Below are 17349 nucleotides of genomic sequence, written 5' to 3'. Positions count from 1 at the left end.
TTTCTATTCCCGTGGGAGATCCTGGCAAAGCGAGTTCAGCTAAATTAGCTATTAATTACCTGCTAGGACTAAACCTTCAGGGACTGGCAGAAACTATTATTTTTGCCGAGAAAAGCGGTGTGCGAAAAGAAGATATGCTAACGATTATAAATGAAGGTGCTTGCGGAAATGGCATCACCAATATCAAAGCCAATTCTGTTTTAAACAACGATTATCCTGCTGCTTTTGCACTCAAACATTTGGTCAAGGATCTGAGACTAGCTAAGGAAGCTGGATTAGACTCACCTCTAATCTATCCCTTGTATAATAGCTATGAAACTGCCCAAAAAGAAGGTTTGGGGGATGAAGATGTAATGGCAATCATAACGAGTCTTAGAAATAAATAAAAAAACTTTCCTTCCTCTAATAATATAGGCAATGCTGACGACAAGCGATAAAAATTAAAATAAATCACAATAAACAAATAAACAATATGGGAATATTCTCGGCACTACTTGGTAACGCAGGCGCGGTAACTCAAGAACAACTAACAAAGGAATTCGGGCAACTACTAATCGACGGAGAAGAGATTGAATTGGGTTTTAAACTGATTCGAGACACTTTTATATTTACTACTAAACGTTTGATATTAGTCGACAAACAGGGCTTGACAGGAAGCAAAACAGAATACAAATCCATTTCCTATAAAAGTATTTCTAGGTTTAGCATTGAGACTGCAGGAACTTTTGACCTTGATGCCGAGTTGAAAATTTGGGTTTCGAGCGAATTACAACCCAGTATTAAAAAACAATTTAACAAGTCAGTTAATGTTTATGAAGTGCAAAAAGTGCTGGCACATCATGTGCTCGGGTAAAATAAGCTGAGACAGATCACAAATAAAAACCGTTTCAAGAATCAATAAAATCAAACTGCTACTTCATCAATAGTAGTTTTTTTTTATGCAAAAAGACATTCTGACTCACAAAACCAGCTGCAAAAAGTCATTTTTATCTTATTGAAAACAACAAATACATAAAAAAGGATGACTGCTACTTTGAATTAAACGACGGGCTTCATTTTAAGGCAAATCTTCTTTTAGGTATATTTAATTTTGTAACTTTGCTGTTCAATTAAAAACAATGAGTAAATCACTTTTTTTTAACATAAGTAGTTGTGCATCAGGACCTTTATTTGTATTATCCTATCTGCATGATGACTCTTTTCTTAAAGTTTCCAAAGACTTTATATAATAGTCCCTGCCAAACCCAAGGCAGGGAAACTTTCAGATATCCTTTATATATAATTTAAAACCATCAATGACTTATTGATACAGCTTTATCATTAAATACCAATCCCGTACAGGAAAATTGATGTTTAATGTTTGGGCCGCTAAAAAAGCTGCACCAAAAGTATTGGTACTAAGAAAGAGAAAAATGTCACAAAATATTATTTTAACAACAGGTATTTACGATCTAATCAAAGACCATATTAGAAGTAAAAAAGTAACACCTACAGAAGAGGAAGCTTTAAAATTACAACTTAAGAATGCAAAACAGTTAACCCGAAAGAATTTACCGGATGACATTGTCGACATAGACAAACGTGTAACCGTTAAAAACTTAGATAGCAACCTTGAAGAAACTTATGTTTTTGTTGCTCCAGATAAAGCCAAGAGAAGAAACCAAACGGAATCCATATTAACCAAGATGGGGCTTGCATTAGTGGGCTGGAAAGTAGGAGATGTGATTAACTGGAACTTTGAAGAAGGTGAAAAACAACTGAAAATCGTCGCAGTTGAAAAACGCGATTAAAAAAAACAAAAAAGATCAGCATTCCTAGTTTGGGAATGCTGATCTTTAATTTATACCCAAACTGTATTCTTTCCTTTTTTTATACAAATACAACACTCTTTTCAAACTAAAATTTCGTGTTTCAAAAATTCACATTTGACAAAAAAAGAAATATTTGCCATTTTAAAACTACTATATCCCATTAAAGGTACAAACCAGCCAACTACCACTGAACATTGAAAATAAACATTTAACCGCAGAAAAGCGAGGAGTGCGATTCATTTCTAGCAAAAGTAGCCACGCATTTGATACTTCTGACCCAAGCCATAAACGATTCTCTTAAATATGATTCTCAGCCGTTTAAAGGAGAGCATGAAAAACTCGAGGCAATATTACCATTTTTACAAAAAAACTCCCAAGTTAACTTGAGAGTTCGTTTATAAAGTCTGTTTTTTTGATCGAAAATACTACAACACCCGATTAATTTGACTTACTTTCTTTTTATAATACTTTTCTTTAACTGAAGATATCATTACACCTCCACTAACCGAAGCATGGATAAATTTGATATCACCGTCAACTGCCTCGACTACCATACCAACATGGTTAATTTGTCTTCTACCATTCGTTTTAAAGAAAATTAAATCTCCTTTTTGAGCATCTTCATTATCAATCTTTACTCCATATTGCGATTGTTCTATAGAGGTTCTTGGCAACTGAATATCAAAATTACTAAAAGTGGTACACATCAATCCAGAACAGTCAAACCCGTCCTTTGTGGTTCCTCCCATGCGGTATCTTGTCCCGATATTCTCTGAAGCTGTAGAAACTAATTGATCTAAGAAATCAGTTCCATGAAAAGACTTTACATTATATTTGGAATCTGAATTCCCCATTTCATTAGTTGACCCAGAATTACTATTTGAAGCAATCGCCTCAACAGCTTTATTACTTCTAATATTTAATTTATAGCCTACTGGAAGACCTCTAATAATTTTCGGGTTTTGTCGTTCTAACTCTTTTACTGAAATCCCATATTCTTTAGCGATTCCATATTTTGTTTCTTTTGCCAATACTTCTCTCACCACTTCTGTTTCAACAGCAACAGCGTTAGTAACAGGTTCAACTATTGTTAGAGTTTCAGCTTTCGACACTGTTTTATCACCTACAATAACTAGCTCGGCTTTTGTGTTTTTAGGTTCAGGGCGGGACTGAGCCGTAACTTCAGATTCTTTTTTTATTTCTTTTTGAACAACTGCTAACGATTTATTATTTTCCTCTTTTACAGGAATTGAAATTGTTTGACCAATTTTTAAAGCTTCTGTTCCAAGAATAGGATTTGCTTTGTCTAAGTCAGCTACTGTAATTCCGTATTCTTTTGCAATAGAATATTTAGTGTCGTTTGCTACAATTTCACGCACAACACCTTCGGATGAGTTTACTTTTGCATCATTGAACTTTACAGTAAAATTTGATTCTTCTTTTTGAATTGTTTTTCTTTCAGGGGTAGTATTTTTTTGAATTTCTTTTATTGGATCCGCAACAGTTAAAGTTAGACTTTGATTTAATTCTGTTCCTGGAATTCTTATTGTATCTCCTTTTTTTAATCCTGAATTCTGTAGTGTAGGATTGATTTTGTATAAATCTTCAACGGTAACTCCGTATTGTTTGGCTATGCCGTAAAGGGTTTCTTTGGGAAGGACTGTATGCTTTTTTTCAGGGTATGCAATAGCAATATCTGATGTAGTATTTTTGCTTTTTGAGACAGCTGCGGGAATTAATAAAACTCCTTTGAATTTTATCCCTTTTCTGGCATCAGGATTGAGTTCGTAAATAGCAGTGGGCTTAATATTATAATGCGCAGCAATCTGAGAAATAGTCTCCCCCTTGGAAACGGTATGCTCTGTATACTTTTGTTGCGAAAAACCACTTAGACTACTTAATAAAACAACTCCAAAGACCCAATTAAAAAACCGCATAAATTTCATTTAAATTTCACTCAAAAACTTCTATCTCCCTGAATAACAAAACAATAATACAATTTTATTTTCACAAAATCATAAATCATACTACAATAACGTTCTTACTCGAATATATTGCATGTCTAAAATGCGAATTTAACCTATAAATACAAATATCTTACTATTTTAACATCTCTTTACAATCATTTTAACAAACTAAAAAAACATAAAAAAACGCTCTGTTTCCACAGAGCGTTTTATAACTATTAATAAACTTAAAATTAAGCTTCAGCAGCAATTAAGTTTAATGCTGACCCAGCAACATACCAAGCAATTTGTCCTTCATTGTAAGTATGATTTGCTAAGATTAAATCTTTGCTTCCATCAGCATGTACAAATTCTACTGTTAATTGTTTTCCTGGTGCAAAATCAACTAAATCTATAAAGTTGATCGTATCATCTTCTTGGATTTTATCATAGTCCGCTTCATTAGCAAATGTCAATCCTAACAATCCTTGTTTTTTAAGGTTTGTTTCGTGGATACGAGCAAATGATTTCACTAATACCGCTTTAACACCTAAGAAACGAGGCTCCATTGCAGCATGCTCACGAGAAGAACCCTCTCCGTAATTATGGTCTCCAACAACAACAGAAGGAACTCCAGCTGCTTTGTATGCTCTTGCTACAGCAGGAACTGCACCATATTCACCTGTTAATTGATTTTTAACTGAATTTGTTTTTTGAGTGTAAGCATTTACAGCACCAATCAACATATTGTTTGAAATATTATCTAAATGTCCACGGAAACGCAACCACGGTCCAGCCATAGAAATATGGTCAGTAGTACATTTACCAAATGCTTTAATAAGCAATTTAGCTCCTGTAATATTTTTTCCATCCCAAGCTTCAAATGGGGCTAATAATTGTAATCTATCCGAAGTTTCGCTTACAACAATTTTAACTCCTGAACCATCATCGGCTGGTGCTTGAAAACCATTATCATCAACATCAAATCCTTTTTTTGGCAATTCATCACCAAAAGGAGTTGTTAACATTACCTCTTCTCCTTTATCATTTATTAAAGGATCTGTTAATGGATTAAAATCTAGTCTTCCTGCAATTGCTAAAGCCGCAACCATTTCTGGAGACGTTACAAAAGCGTGCGTATTTGGGTTACCATCTGCTCTTTTAGAGAAGTTACGGTTAAAAGAGTGTACAATTGTATTTTTCTCTTCTTTATCAGCACCAGCCCTGTCCCATTGTCCAATACACGGTCCGCAAGCATTTGTAAATACTTTAGTTCCCAATTTTTCAAAAGCAGCAATCATACCGTCTCTTTCGATAGTGTAACGAATTTGCTCAGAACCTGGATTAACACCAAATTCAGCCTTAGGAGTAATACCGTGTTCTATGGCCTGATTCACAATTGATACAGCACGAGCCATATCTTCGTAAGAAGAGTTGGTACAAGAACCAATTAATCCCCATTCCACTTTTATTGGCCAACCATTTGCTTTCGCTTCCTCTTTCATTTTAGAAACTGGAGTACCTCTATCCGGAGTAAAAGGTCCATTGATATAAGGCTCTAATTCCGAAAGGTTGATTTCAATCACTTGATCAAAATATTTCTCAGGATTTGCATAAACTTCTGGGTCACCAGTTAAATAACTAGCTACCTTATCTGCAGCATCAACTACGTCTTGACGACCTGTAGCAGATAAATACCTACGCATAGAATCATCATAACCAAAAGTCGAAGTAGTAGCACCAATTTCGGCACCCATATTACAAATGGTTCCTTTACCAGTACAAGACATACTTAGTGCACCTTCACCAAAATATTCAACAATTGCCCCTGTTCCTCCTTTTACAGTAAGAATATCGGCAACTCTTAAAATGACATCTTTTGGAGCCGTCCAACCCGATAGTTTACCGGTTAACTTCACTCCTATTAATTTAGGGAATTTCAATTCCCATCCCATTCCTGACATTACATCAACAGCATCAGCTCCACCAACACCAATAGCAAGCATTCCTAAACCACCTGCATTTACAGTATGTGAATCTGTCCCAATCATCATTCCACCTGGGAAAGCATAGTTTTCTAGAACAATTTGATGAATAATTCCCGATCCTGGTTTCCAGAAACCAATACCGTATTTATCTGAAACTGATGATAAGAAATCAAAAACCTCGCTTGATTGTTCTTTTGCAACAGCTAAATCCTTCTCAGCTCCTACTTTAGCCAAAATTAAGTGATCACAGTGTACCGTTGTTGGAACGGCAACTGTTTTCTTACCTGCATGCATAAATTGCAATAAAGCCATTTGAGCCGTTGCATCTTGACAAGCTACTCTATCTGGAGCAAAGTCAACATAATCGACACCTCTTCCATAAGCTTGCTTCGCCTTTCCTTCCCATAAGTGGCTATATAAAATTTTCTCCGTTAAAGTAAGTGGACGATCAACTACTTCGCGTGCAGCATCAACACGACTTGTCATGCTGTCATACACTTTTTTTATCATTTCAATATCAAATGCCATATATAATTGTTTTTTTTATTATTGTTTTATAGACACGACAAGGTACAAAAAATAGAGTAGCTATAAAAATAAAAAAAAGCCTGAATCATAGACTCAGGCTTTTTGATATAATTATTATTATTATTATTTAACTAACAACTTATGAGACGGTGCAAATTGCGTTAGATTAATTCCTTTTACAGCTGCTTTGTATTCCTCCATAGTAGGTGTTCTACCTAAGATTGTAGACAATACAACAACAGGAGTTGAAGAAAGTAATGATTCTCCTTTTTTACCTTCAGAATCTTCAACCACTCTTCCTTGGAAAAGACGAGTAGAAGTTGCCATTACGGTATCCCCTTTTTCTGCTTTTTCTTGGTTCCCCATACATAGATTACAACCTGGACGTTCAAGGTAAAGAATATTTTCATATCCAGTACGCGCCACCCCTTTTGGAGCATTATCGTCAAATTCGAAACCAGAATACTTTTGTAAAACTTCCCAATCTCCTTCAGCCTTAAGTTCATCCACAATGTTATAAGTTGGAGGCGCCACTACAAGCGGTGCTTTAAACTCAACTTTACCATATTGCTCATCTATGTTCTTAAGCATTTGAGAAAGAATTTTCAAATCACCTTTATGAACCATACAAGAACCAACAAAACCAAGATCTACTTTTTTCACTCCTCCATAAAAAGACAGCGGTCTAATCGTATCGTGTGTGTATCGTTTAGAAACATCTGCATTATTTACATCTGGATCTGCAATCATTGGCTCTTCAACCAGATCAAGATCAATTTCAACTTCCGCATAATACTTCGCATTTGCATCCGGAGTCAAAGCAGGTTTTTCACCAGATCTAATCGCTGCAATTCTGTTGTCAGCGATTGTGATCAATCCCTTAAGAACTTGCTTTGCATTATCCATCCCTTTGTCGATCATGATCTGGATTCTTCTCTTAGCGATCATTAATGATTCGATCAAAGTTTCATCCTCAGAAATACAGATAGAAGCTTTCGCTTTCATCTCGGCAGTCCAGTCTGTAAAAGTAAATGCTTGATCAGCAGTAAGCGTTCCTAAATGAACCTCAATGATTCTTCCTTGGAACACATTCTCTCCGCCAAATTGTTTTAACATTTGAGATTGAGTAGCATGAACTACATCACGGAAATCCATGTAAGTTTTCATGTTTCCTTTAAAAGTAACTTTTACTGATTCTGGAATTGGCATTGAAGCTTCACCAGTAGCAAGTGCAAGCGCAACTGTTCCTGAGTCTGCCCCAAAGGCAACCCCTTTTGACATTCTTGTATGAGAGTCACCACCAATAATGATTGCCCACTCATCTACAGTAATATCATTTAGCACTTTATGAATTACATCAGTCATTGCAAGATATTCCCCTTTAGGGTCACGAGCAGTAATCAAACCGAAGTCATTCATAAACTTCATCAATCTAGGGATATTTGCTTTAGACTTATTATCCCAAACTGAAGCAGTATGACAACCTGATTGGTACGCACCGTCAACAATTGGAGAAATCACAGTAGCAGCCATAGACTCTAATTCCTGAGAGGTCATCAAACCAGTTGTATCTTGTGAGCCAACGATATTAACTTCTACACGCACATCTGAACCGGCGTGTAAAACTTTACCTGGAGTAGTTCCAACTGCATTTTTGTTGAATATTTTTTCTACTGCTGTAAGCCCTTGTCCTTCGATAGAAACTTCTTTTGAAGGAGCAAATACAGGTAAAATATCAATACCTAGCGTTTTCGATGCAAAAGTTTGAAGTTTTTTACCGAATACAATTGCGTATGAACCACCCGCTTTTATAAATTCCATTTTTTGAGGAGTGAACGCTTTAGAAATATCTATAAGCTCTTTGTCCCCATTATATAATTTTTTTGTTTTTGTATTGATCGTTAGAACAGTACCTGTTGCAACAGAGTAAGCCTCTTCAAGAACAGGGTCTCCATTCTCATTACGAACAGCTTCACCATTCGCATCAAGTACTTTTACCCAGTTTTTTAGATCTAGACCAATACCACCAGTAACATCAACTGTAGTAAGAAAGATTGGAGAAATTCCATTTGTTCCTGCTACGATTGGAGCAATATTAATAAAAGGAACATAAGGACTTGCTTTTTTTCCTGTCCAAAGCGCCACGTTATTAACACCTGACATTCTTGACGAACCAACACCCATTGTACCTTTTTCAGCAATCAGCATCACACTTTTATCAGGGTGCTGCGCTTGCAAAGCTTGAATCTCATCTTGTGCCTCAGGAGAAATCAAACATTTACCATGAAGTTCACGATCTGATCTTGAATGTGCTTGATTTCCTGGAGAAAGTAAATCAGTTGAAATATCTCCTTCACCAGCAATATAAGTAACTACCTTAATCTCTTCTACTACTTCCGGAAGTTTCGTGAAAAACTCAGCTTTAGCATAGCTCTCTAAAATTTCTTCAGCAATCGCGCTTCCGCTTTTGTAAGCCGCTTCTAAACGAGCTGTATCTGCTTCATAAAGAAAAAATTGCGTTTTAAGAACCTTTGCAGCCTCTTTCGCAATAGCTGCATCATTACCTAATGCTAAATCAAGTAGAACCTCAATAGAAGGACCACCTTTCATGTGTGATAACAACTCAAATGCAAAAGCAGAAGTAATTTCTTTTACAATAGATTCACCCAGAATAATTTCCTTTAAAAAAGTAGCTTTCACACCAGCAGCGCTAGTAGTTCCAGGAACAGTATTATAAGTAAAAAATTTAAGAGATTGTTCGCGTTCAGCGTTATCTGAATCTTTAATTTGCGCAATGATTTCGCTTAGTAATTCAGCGCCATCAATCGGTTTTGGGTTAAGTCCCTGACCTTTTCGTTCTTCGATTTCCTGTAGATAATCGTTATACATGTTCATAATAGAATTCTTTTCAATGTTAAAGGCTGATTTTTTTGATCATCTCAAAATCAAAAGCCATAATATCAATGTTTTTTTTGTTTTTTTCGTAATGCAAATTAACGAATTTAAGATGAGAACTAAAAAAAATTAATAGAAGTGGCCTTTTCAAAAATTATTATTGTCTAATACTAATTTTTAATACGTATAATTGATGAAAAAGTAAAAAATTAACATTTAAATGACAAATCGACAATTATTTATTTGAATTTTAATTCACTAAAATTCCAAATAAAGAGAATGTAAGTAATCGTTGTAGTTAATCATAAACATTGCCATTCTACAGCGTAGTTAAAAGCGCTTTAAATTAACTTTGCAATAATCATTTCCTCCGTAATTCCTTCAGCATCCGCTTTATAATTTTTGATAATACGGTGACGCAAAATTCCGGTTGCCACAGCTTTAACATCTTCAATATCAGGTGAAAATTTTCCGTTGAAGGCAGCATGTGCTTTGGCTGCTAATATTAAATTCTGGGATGCGCGCGGTCCTGCTCCCCAATCCAAATAACTTCTCACAAACTCATTAGTCAACGGATTGTCTGGACGTGTTTTACTGACTAAGGTCACAGCATATTCGATCACGTTATCCGCTACAGGAATCCTTCGAATCAATAGCTGAAAATCTATAATTTCCTGCGCAGTAAATAATGGGCTAATAATAGTTTTGTTATCTGATGTAGTACGTTTCACCACTTGAACCTCTTCTGCAAACGAAGGATATTCAAGTTTGATTGCAAACATAAATCGATCTAGCTGAGCTTCAGGCAAGGGATAGGTTCCTTCCTGTTCAATCGGATTTTGGGTAGCCAAAACAAAGTAAGGAAGATCCAACTTATAATTTTCACCTGCGATAGTAACAGATCGTTCTTGCATCGCTTCAAGCAAAGCCGCCTGAGTTTTTGGAGGCGTACGGTTTATTTCATCCGCCAGAATAATATTCGAAAAAACAGGCCCTTTTATAAATTTAAATTGACGGTTTTCATCTAATATCTCACTTCCCAAAATATCAGAAGGCATTAAATCCGGAGTAAATTGAATTCTCTTAAAATTAAGTCCTAAAGCCTGAGCAAGAGTATTCACCAATAAAGTTTTAGCTAATCCAGGAACACCAACAAGCAGTGCATGTCCGCCCGAAAAAATACATAGCAATACTTGATCAACCACCGAATCCTGACCTACAATAATTTTTGCGATTTCGCTTTTTAACTCATTTCGTTTCTGAACCAAATTATGGATTGCTGCTACGTCAGACATTTTTAAAGGGGATTTAAATTAAAAAAGAGTTAACTCTATGAAATCATAAAGCTAACTCTTTTTATTTATTTTAGAAAAATATAATTATTTTTTTAACCAATTGTTTGTAAAGTCACAGTCTCTATATTCACCAAGGATTTTAATATAGGTCTCTTTGATTTTCTCATCAAACCATTTTCCAATCGCTTTGATTTGTTTTTCTTTTAGTGCTAAATCTTTTATCTTAATATAATCTGTAGCATAATCAGCGACATGCTCATTAATTCTATTAGTAACCGTTATTAACTTATAACTTTTCTTTCCGTTTTCATCCGTATTTAATATTGGCTGAGAAATACTATCGTCTTTTAAATTAGAAACCTCACTATATAGACTTGGGTCCATTTTAGTCATTTCAAAACGGGTGTCTTGTGTTTTTGGATTAATTAAAGAACCTCCATTTGCTCTAGTTTCTTTTTGATCAGATTCTGTTCTGGCTGCTTCAGCAAAACTGATTTTTTTATCTACAATCTTATTTCTAATTAAAGTAATTTTCTCTTTGGCTGACGTCAAAGCATCATCAGATACTGTCGGAGTCAATAATATATGACGCAATTCAATTTCTTGACCTTTGATTTTTTCAACATAAATAATATGAAAACCAAAATCAGTTTCGAATGGATCAGATATTTCACCTTCTTGAAGACTAAAAGCAACATCTTTAAATTCTTTAACAAATGGTGTTTTTCTATTCATTTTATAGTAACCTCCATTTGAGCTTGACCCCGGATCTTTTGAATACAATACCGCTTTTGTAGCAAAACTTGAACCCTCTTCAACTTCTTTTTTAAATCCATTCAACTTGTCAATTACCTTTTGTTTCTCCGCATCGGATACTTTAGGCGTGATTACAATCTGAGCTACTTCCATTTCTGCTCCAAAAAGAGGCAATTCATCTTTAGGAATTGATTTGAAAAAATTACGAACTTCTTCAGGTGTAATTTCTACTTCTTCAACAATTTTCTTTTGCATTTCAGAAGAAAGCTTATTCTCTTTCAAAATATCAAAGAAATAACTTCTGAATTCTTCTTCAGAATTTTTCTTGTAATATTTTATTACTTTATCAATAGAACCAATTTGACCTACCATGTAGCTCAATCGCTCCTCCATCATTCCTTTCACTTCAGCATCCGTTACTTTCACACTATCCTGAATTGCTTGGTGTGCATATAATTTATCCTCAAGCAATTTCCCTAACATCTGACATCTAGTGATGTCTTTTACAGAATTACCCTGACTTGACAACTCTAAATAAGACTTATCTATATCTGAATCTAAAATAATAAAATCACCTACTGTAGCAATAATACCATCAATCTTTTGTCTTTGATTAGTTTGAACCTTCTTAGCAGGCGTAATCACACTATCTCTAATGATTTCTTGCGCTCTGGTAATAGTACTTGAAAACAGTAAAAGAAAAAATAAAAATGCAATTCTACTATTTATGGACTTCATTTGTATTGTTTTTAATGGCATTATATCAATTTTATATTTTAGTAAAGTATTCTAATTTTCATTGGACGGAATCCCTTTTATAAAGCCCCTATGGCTCGCCGCCAAATATACACTTTAACGATCAAGAAATAAAAATGTTCTTACAAACAATTTCCTAAAGTTAAAACGAACAAAAATAACAATTCAATTACATAATACAAGTTTCCATACTACTATTAACAAAAAATTATAAGCCCATTTACTCATTACGGAAACCATGTAATATCCTCAAGCCCTTACCAATTTAGCTTTGCTATTTAATGACTTACTACTTTAGCAAGTCAAGCTCACCTGGCAAGGCTATTGTATCGTTACTCACAGAAATTAAAACTCTGCAATAATTCAATATCCCATCAAAAAAATTTTACGTCCCACCGCTTTAAAACAAAAAACAAAATCGAAGCAAAAAAAAACACAAGCGTCTCATTTTTAATAAAATATAATTACTTATCAACACTACAACGTTATCGTTACTGGCTAAAAGGTTTAAGTGAGATACGATACAATTATTTACATACATTAGCCCGACTAGAGCATCATTATTCCTAAAATAACAAAGAAAATAAAACTAATATCTCAAAATAAAACCCGATATAATAGATAATAACTTAATTTTTAGCTTTTACCATCAAAAATATTTGTTATCAACCTTTATAAAAATTACCCCAATTCTTTTATTAACCAACCTACAAAATCATGAAAAAACCAAATTTTAAAATTGCAGCATTAGCCGCATTGACTATTTGTTTCTATTCTTGTAATTCAAACGATGAATTACAAGGACCTACTGCAGAAATTAAGGCACAAAGCAAAATAATCGATGTTACACATCACGATGGTCATCCGTTTAGTACGGGTAAATCCACGACAACATCACTAACAGGAAAGTACGTAGCTAATCCGGGCGGTGGCGTAATGATGCAAGCTTTCTACTGGGACGTACCCGCCGGTGGAAACTGGTGGAATACATTAAGCACAAAAGTAACTGCATGGTCAAATGCCGGTATTGGGTCCATTTGGCTTCCACCGGTATCTAAAGCACAAAATGGTCCCTTTTCTATGGGATACGACCCTACTGATTATTTTGATTTTGGAAATTACAATCAAAACGGGACAATAGAAACACGTTTTGGTTCTAAAACAGAATTAGTCACCTTAATTACAAAAGCGCATTCCGAAAACATTCAAGTTTATGCTGACATGGTTCTAAATCACAATAGCGGCGGACAACTAGAAAGCAATCCTTTTACAGGAACTCAAACGTATACGAATTTTACTGGCGTTGCTTCAGGAAAATTCCCTAGAACCAGCGTCGATTTTTATAAAAATGCTTATGGTAATAATGACGAAGGTGCTTTTGGAGGATTTCCTGATTTAGCACATGTAACACCAAACGTTCAAAACTGGCTTTGGCTTAGATCAGATGGCGTGGGTAAATATTACAAGAACACCATGAAATTTGACGGCTGGAGATTTGACTATGTAAAAGGTTTTGGTCCTTGGGTAGTTAAAGACTGGAATAGTAATGTGGGTGGTTTTTCAGTTGGCGAATATTGGGATTCAAACGTAAACACATTAGAATGGTGGGCAAACAACGCTAACAGTTCTGTATTTGATTTTGCTTGTTACTATAAGATGAATGACGCATTTGACGGTAATAATTTAGCTCTTTTGAATGACGACATGATGTGGAAAAGAAACCCATACAAGGCCGTAACATTTGTAACCAATCATGATACAGATGAGATCTATAAAAAAGAATTAGCTTATGCATACATTTTGACTCACGAAGGTTATCCAACAATCTTTTACAGAGATTATGAAGAATGGCTGGACAAAACTAAAATGAATAACTTGATTTGGATCCACAATCAAAAAGCGACCGGAACCACTTCCATTTTATATGCAGATAATGATGAATACATCGCCCGAAGAAATGGATACAACGGAAACCCAGGTTTAGTTGTCTATATCAATAATTCTTCAACTTGGCAAGAAAGATGGGTTCCTACCAATTGGACCAATGCACAAATAAAAGACTTTACGGGTAATTCCACATGGATTCCAACAACGCAAGGTGATACTTGGGTAAAAATCCAGTGTCCTCCAAACGGTTATTCTGTCTGGTCAATTAACATGTAAACCCTAAATAAATCCAATATAAATGAGGCTGTTCTAAAAGACAGCCTCATTTTTTTTATTCACATTTATAAATAGTACTTTTGCACACTATTTACATCATACATGAGCTTTTTAAAAGAAATACAAAGAAGAAGAACTTTCGGGATTATATCACATCCCGATGCAGGTAAAACAACACTTACAGAAAAACTCCTCCTTTTTGGTGGTGCTATTCAAGAAGCGGGTGCTGTTAAAAACAATAAAATCAAAAAAGGAGCTACTAGTGATTTCATGGAAATCGAACGTCAGAGAGGAATTTCTGTGTCTACCTCCGTTTTAGCATTTAACTACAAAGAAAAAAAAATAAATATTCTTGATACCCCAGGGCACAAGGATTTTGCCGAAGATACTTTTAGAACCTTAACTGCTGTTGACAGTGTCATAGTGGTAATTGACGTTGCCAAAGGTGTTGAGGAACAAACAGAAAAATTAGTCGCGGTTTGTAGGTTGCGAAAAATCCCAATTATCGTATTCATCAATAAGATGGACCGTGAAGGAAAAGATGCTTTTGACCTTATGGATGAAGTGGAGCAAAAACTGGGATTAACAGTTACGCCTCTTAGTTTCCCAATAGGAATGGGTTATGATTTCCAAGGAATATACAATTTATGGGAACAGAACATCAACCTATTTAGTGGAGATAATCGTAAAAATATTGAAGAAACAATCGCTTTTTCAGATGTGCAAAATCCAGAGTTAGAAAAGATTATTGGACAGAAACCTGCAGATACTTTACGTGAAGAGCTTGAATTGATTGATGAAGTCTATCCAAAATTTGATCGTCAGGATTATTTAGACGGAAAATTACAACCAGTCTTTTTTGGATCAGCATTAAATAATTTTGGAGTTCGCGAGCTTTTGGATTGTTTTGTTGAAATCGCTCCATCACCAAGACCAAAAGAATCTGAAACAAGATTAGTTGACCCGAAAGAAGAAAAAATGACAGGCTTTGTATTTAAAATCCATGCAAATATGGATCCTAAACACAGAGACAGATTAGCATTTATAAAAATTGTATCTGGTACTTTTGAAAGAAATAAGCCGTATTATCACGTACGTCAAAAAAAGAACCTGAAATTTTCGAGTCCGAATGCCTTTTTTGCCGAAAAGAAAGAGATCGTTGACATCTCTTATCCTGGTGATATTGTTGGACTACATGATACAGGGAATTTTAAAATTGGAGATACTTTGACAGAGGGAGAAATCATGAGTTTCAAAGGTATTCCAAGTTTCTCTCCCGAACATTTTAGATACATCAATAATGCTGACCCAATGAAAGCTAAACAGCTTGACAAAGGGATTGACCAATTAATGGATGAAGGTGTAGCGCAATTATTTACTCTTGAAATGAACAACCGAAAAATAATCGGAACGGTAGGAGCGCTTCAGTATGAGGTTATCCAATACCGTTTAGAACATGAATATGGAGCTAAATGTACCTATGAGAACTTTCCTGTACATAAAGCGTGCTGGGTAAAGCCAGATGACGCAAAGAATGATGAGTTTAAAGAATTCAAACGTATTAAACAAAAATTCTTGGCAAAAGACAAATATGGTCAATTAGTCTTCCTTGCTGATTCAGATTTTACAATTAAAATGACACAAAATAAATATCCATCTGTAAAATTATTCTTCACATCTGAATTTAATTAAGGTATTTATAAAAAAGTATTAAAAGTAAAGAGGCTGTCATTAATTGACAGCCTCTTTGGGTTTTTATAAGTTACAATTTGTAAGGCGATTATCCATTTGCACATGTTAACCTAGCCTTCAAAGATAGATTGGAAATATTTCTCGATTTTAGCTTTGAAATAGGTATTTTAAATTTATCATACCCTTTTTAAAGAATAAGTAATCTAATGGCTTTGTTGGTATACAAACCTATTAGTACACACTTAATAATTAGGAATATAGAGCTGTATTTCTATTGCAAAACAACAGGAGGAATCTTTATTTTTTCACTTACATACTTTATCAACCTTGTAGCTATTTTTTGGATAAATAAAATAGTTATTGATCCTAAGAATAGGATTCAAATTCAGGTTGTATTGACGGATTTTTAACTTTTAAGAATCAAAAAACTACCCATTATATAAAAAACTGCCCAAAAATCACTTTTCGGACAGCCTTCTTCAACTAACCAAATTTAACAAACCACTTATTAATAACCTGGATTTTGATCCGCTATTGTTAGCGCCTTATTCTTAGCAATTTCTGATGCTGGAATTGGATATAGATCATTTTTAGAGGTATAACCTTTACTTGACAACTCTGCACTAGCTCTACCCCATCTTACTAAATCCCAAAAACGTTGGCCTTCAAAAGCTAACTCTAGGAATTTTTCATTTGCGATAGCGTTAAACAAATTTGTACCTGTTAAGGTTGAAGAAACATCAGCTAATCCTGCTCTTTTTCTAATTTTGTTTAATTCTATTCTCGCATTTCCATCTTGTCCTTCCTTATTGTACGCTTCAGCTGCAAGCAACAAAACTTCAGCATATCTAAATAATCTCCAATTGATACCGTAGTTTAATTCTGCAACACCAGTGCTTGAAGTTTCTGAAGAACGTGTGGCATATTTTGTTCTAATACCTCCTTCGTAATCCCAAGGGGATCCTGTTAAACTTCCACCAAATGCATTAAGTTCTGCTTCACTCATTACTGTAGCTGCTTTACGTTTTACATCTCCGGCAGCATCAAAAGCAGTTAATATTTTTGCAGTTGGTAAATTAAAGCCCCATCCATTAATAATTCCGGTACCTGTTAGATTGAAAAAACCGTCACCACGAGGCCCCATTAATTGCGCATGTATGTTGCTTTCAGTACGACCTCCCCAATTGAAATTACCCCAGTCATTACCAGCTGTAGAGATATAGCCAATTTCGAATAAAGACTCAATTCCAAATTCTGAATCTTTTAACCAAACTTTTGAAACGTCCGGCTCCAAGTCATGTGCTGGATTATCTATTACCGCTTTTAAATAAGGAATTGCTTCAAGAGTTTTTCCTTCAAAAACCAATACTTTTCCCAACAATGCTTGAGCTGTACCTTTTGAAACTCTAAAATTATACTTCACTGCACTTTTATCTGGCAATCTGGAAAAACCGGTCAAATTGACCACCCAATTCCAGTGCAAATTGACCACCAGTTCCGGAGTAAACTGACCACCCTA

General features: G+C 34.9%; 11 protein-coding genes. 5 read left to right on the top strand and 6 right to left on the bottom strand.

What is annotated here, in order from left to right:
* Window positions 1-11 precede the first annotated feature (11 nt).
* The 3 genes from QO182_RS13515 to QO182_RS13505 all read left to right on the top strand — a co-directional run bounded on the left by QO182_RS13515 (window position 12) and on the right by QO182_RS13505 (window position 1790).
* Window positions 12-386 (top strand): NAD-binding protein, encoded by a 375-nt coding sequence (locus tag QO182_RS13515; RefSeq protein WP_371539757.1) that lies wholly within the window; start codon window positions 12-14, stop codon window positions 384-386.
* Window positions 387-472: 86 nt separating this feature from the next.
* Complete coding sequence (locus tag QO182_RS13510) at window positions 473-853, top strand: PH domain-containing protein (protein ID WP_371539719.1); 381 nt, start codon at window positions 473-475, stop codon at window positions 851-853.
* A 559-nt stretch (window positions 854-1412) separates the two neighbouring features.
* Window positions 1413-1790 (top strand): GreA/GreB family elongation factor, encoded by a 378-nt coding sequence (locus QO182_RS13505; protein ID WP_371539716.1) that lies wholly within the window; start codon window positions 1413-1415, stop codon window positions 1788-1790.
* A gap of 446 nt (window positions 1791-2236) precedes the next feature.
* On the opposite strand, the gene QO182_RS13500 is transcribed toward QO182_RS13505, so the two are convergent.
* The 5 genes from QO182_RS13500 to QO182_RS13480 all read right to left on the bottom strand — a co-directional run bounded on the left by QO182_RS13500 (window position 2237) and on the right by QO182_RS13480 (window position 11978).
* On the bottom strand, window positions 2237-3748 hold the full coding sequence (locus QO182_RS13500) for a LysM peptidoglycan-binding domain-containing protein (protein ID WP_371562168.1): 1512 nt from the start codon (window positions 3746-3748) through the stop codon (window positions 2237-2239).
* 263 nt (window positions 3749-4011) lie between these two features.
* A complete protein-coding gene (locus tag QO182_RS13495) occupies window positions 4012-6273 on the bottom strand; it encodes an aconitate hydratase (protein WP_371562167.1) in 2262 nt (753 codons plus the stop codon).
* 123 nt (window positions 6274-6396) lie between these two features.
* Window positions 6397-9168, bottom strand: coding sequence for a bifunctional aconitate hydratase 2/2-methylisocitrate dehydratase (locus QO182_RS13490; protein ID WP_371562165.1), 2772 nt, complete (start codon window positions 9166-9168; stop codon window positions 6397-6399).
* Window positions 9169-9509: 341 nt separating this feature from the next.
* Window positions 9510-10463, bottom strand: coding sequence for an AAA family ATPase (locus QO182_RS13485; protein WP_371562164.1), 954 nt, complete (start codon window positions 10461-10463; stop codon window positions 9510-9512).
* A gap of 84 nt (window positions 10464-10547) precedes the next feature.
* Complete coding sequence (locus QO182_RS13480) at window positions 10548-11978, bottom strand: peptidylprolyl isomerase (RefSeq protein ID WP_371562162.1); 1431 nt, start codon at window positions 11976-11978, stop codon at window positions 10548-10550.
* Between the two features lie 714 nt (window positions 11979-12692).
* Here QO182_RS13480 and QO182_RS13475 point away from each other — a divergent pair.
* Both QO182_RS13475 and QO182_RS13470 read left to right on the top strand, forming a co-directional pair.
* Window positions 12693-14138 (top strand): alpha-amylase, encoded by a 1446-nt coding sequence (locus tag QO182_RS13475; protein WP_371562160.1) that lies wholly within the window; start codon window positions 12693-12695, stop codon window positions 14136-14138.
* Window positions 14139-14240: 102 nt separating this feature from the next.
* Window positions 14241-15830: a peptide chain release factor 3 gene (locus QO182_RS13470; RefSeq protein WP_371539697.1), complete on the top strand. Its 1590-nt coding sequence runs from the start codon at window positions 14241-14243 to the stop codon at window positions 15828-15830.
* A gap of 508 nt (window positions 15831-16338) precedes the next feature.
* On the opposite strand, the gene QO182_RS13465 is transcribed toward QO182_RS13470, so the two are convergent.
* Window positions 16339-17322, bottom strand: a complete 984-nt coding sequence (locus tag QO182_RS13465; protein WP_371562159.1) for a RagB/SusD family nutrient uptake outer membrane protein — start codon at window positions 17320-17322, stop codon at window positions 16339-16341.
* Between the last annotated feature and the right edge of the window lie 27 nt (window positions 17323-17349).

Source organism: Flavobacterium sp. Arc2 (assembly GCF_041431385.1).
Lineage (GTDB): Bacteria > Bacteroidota > Bacteroidia > Flavobacteriales > Flavobacteriaceae > Flavobacterium.
This window is presented reverse-complemented; position numbering and strand designations above follow the sequence as displayed.

Bases quoted from the DNA above. Each gene is read 5' to 3' on its own strand.
- QO182_RS13510 (WP_371539719.1), top strand. From the start codon at position 473: ATGGGAATATTCTCGGCACTACTTGGTAACGCAGGCGCGGTAACTCAA.
- QO182_RS13505 (WP_371539716.1), top strand. From the start codon at position 1,413: ATGTCACAAAATATTATTTTAACAACAGGTATTTACGATCTAATCAAA.
- QO182_RS13500 (WP_371562168.1), bottom strand. From the start codon at position 3,748: ATGCGGTTTTTTAATTGGGTCTTTGGAGTTGTTTTATTAAGTAGTCTA.
- QO182_RS13495 (WP_371562167.1), bottom strand. From the start codon at position 6,273: ATGGCATTTGATATTGAAATGATAAAAAAAGTGTATGACAGCATGACA.
- QO182_RS13490 (WP_371562165.1), bottom strand. From the start codon at position 9,168: ATGAACATGTATAACGATTATCTACAGGAAATCGAAGAACGAAAAGGT.
- QO182_RS13485 (WP_371562164.1), bottom strand. From the start codon at position 10,463: ATGTCTGACGTAGCAGCAATCCATAATTTGGTTCAGAAACGAAATGAG.
- QO182_RS13480 (WP_371562162.1), bottom strand. From the start codon at position 11,978: ATGCCATTAAAAACAATACAAATGAAGTCCATAAATAGTAGAATTGCA.
- QO182_RS13475 (WP_371562160.1), top strand. From the start codon at position 12,693: ATGAAAAAACCAAATTTTAAAATTGCAGCATTAGCCGCATTGACTATT.
- QO182_RS13470 (WP_371539697.1), top strand. From the start codon at position 14,241: ATGAGCTTTTTAAAAGAAATACAAAGAAGAAGAACTTTCGGGATTATA.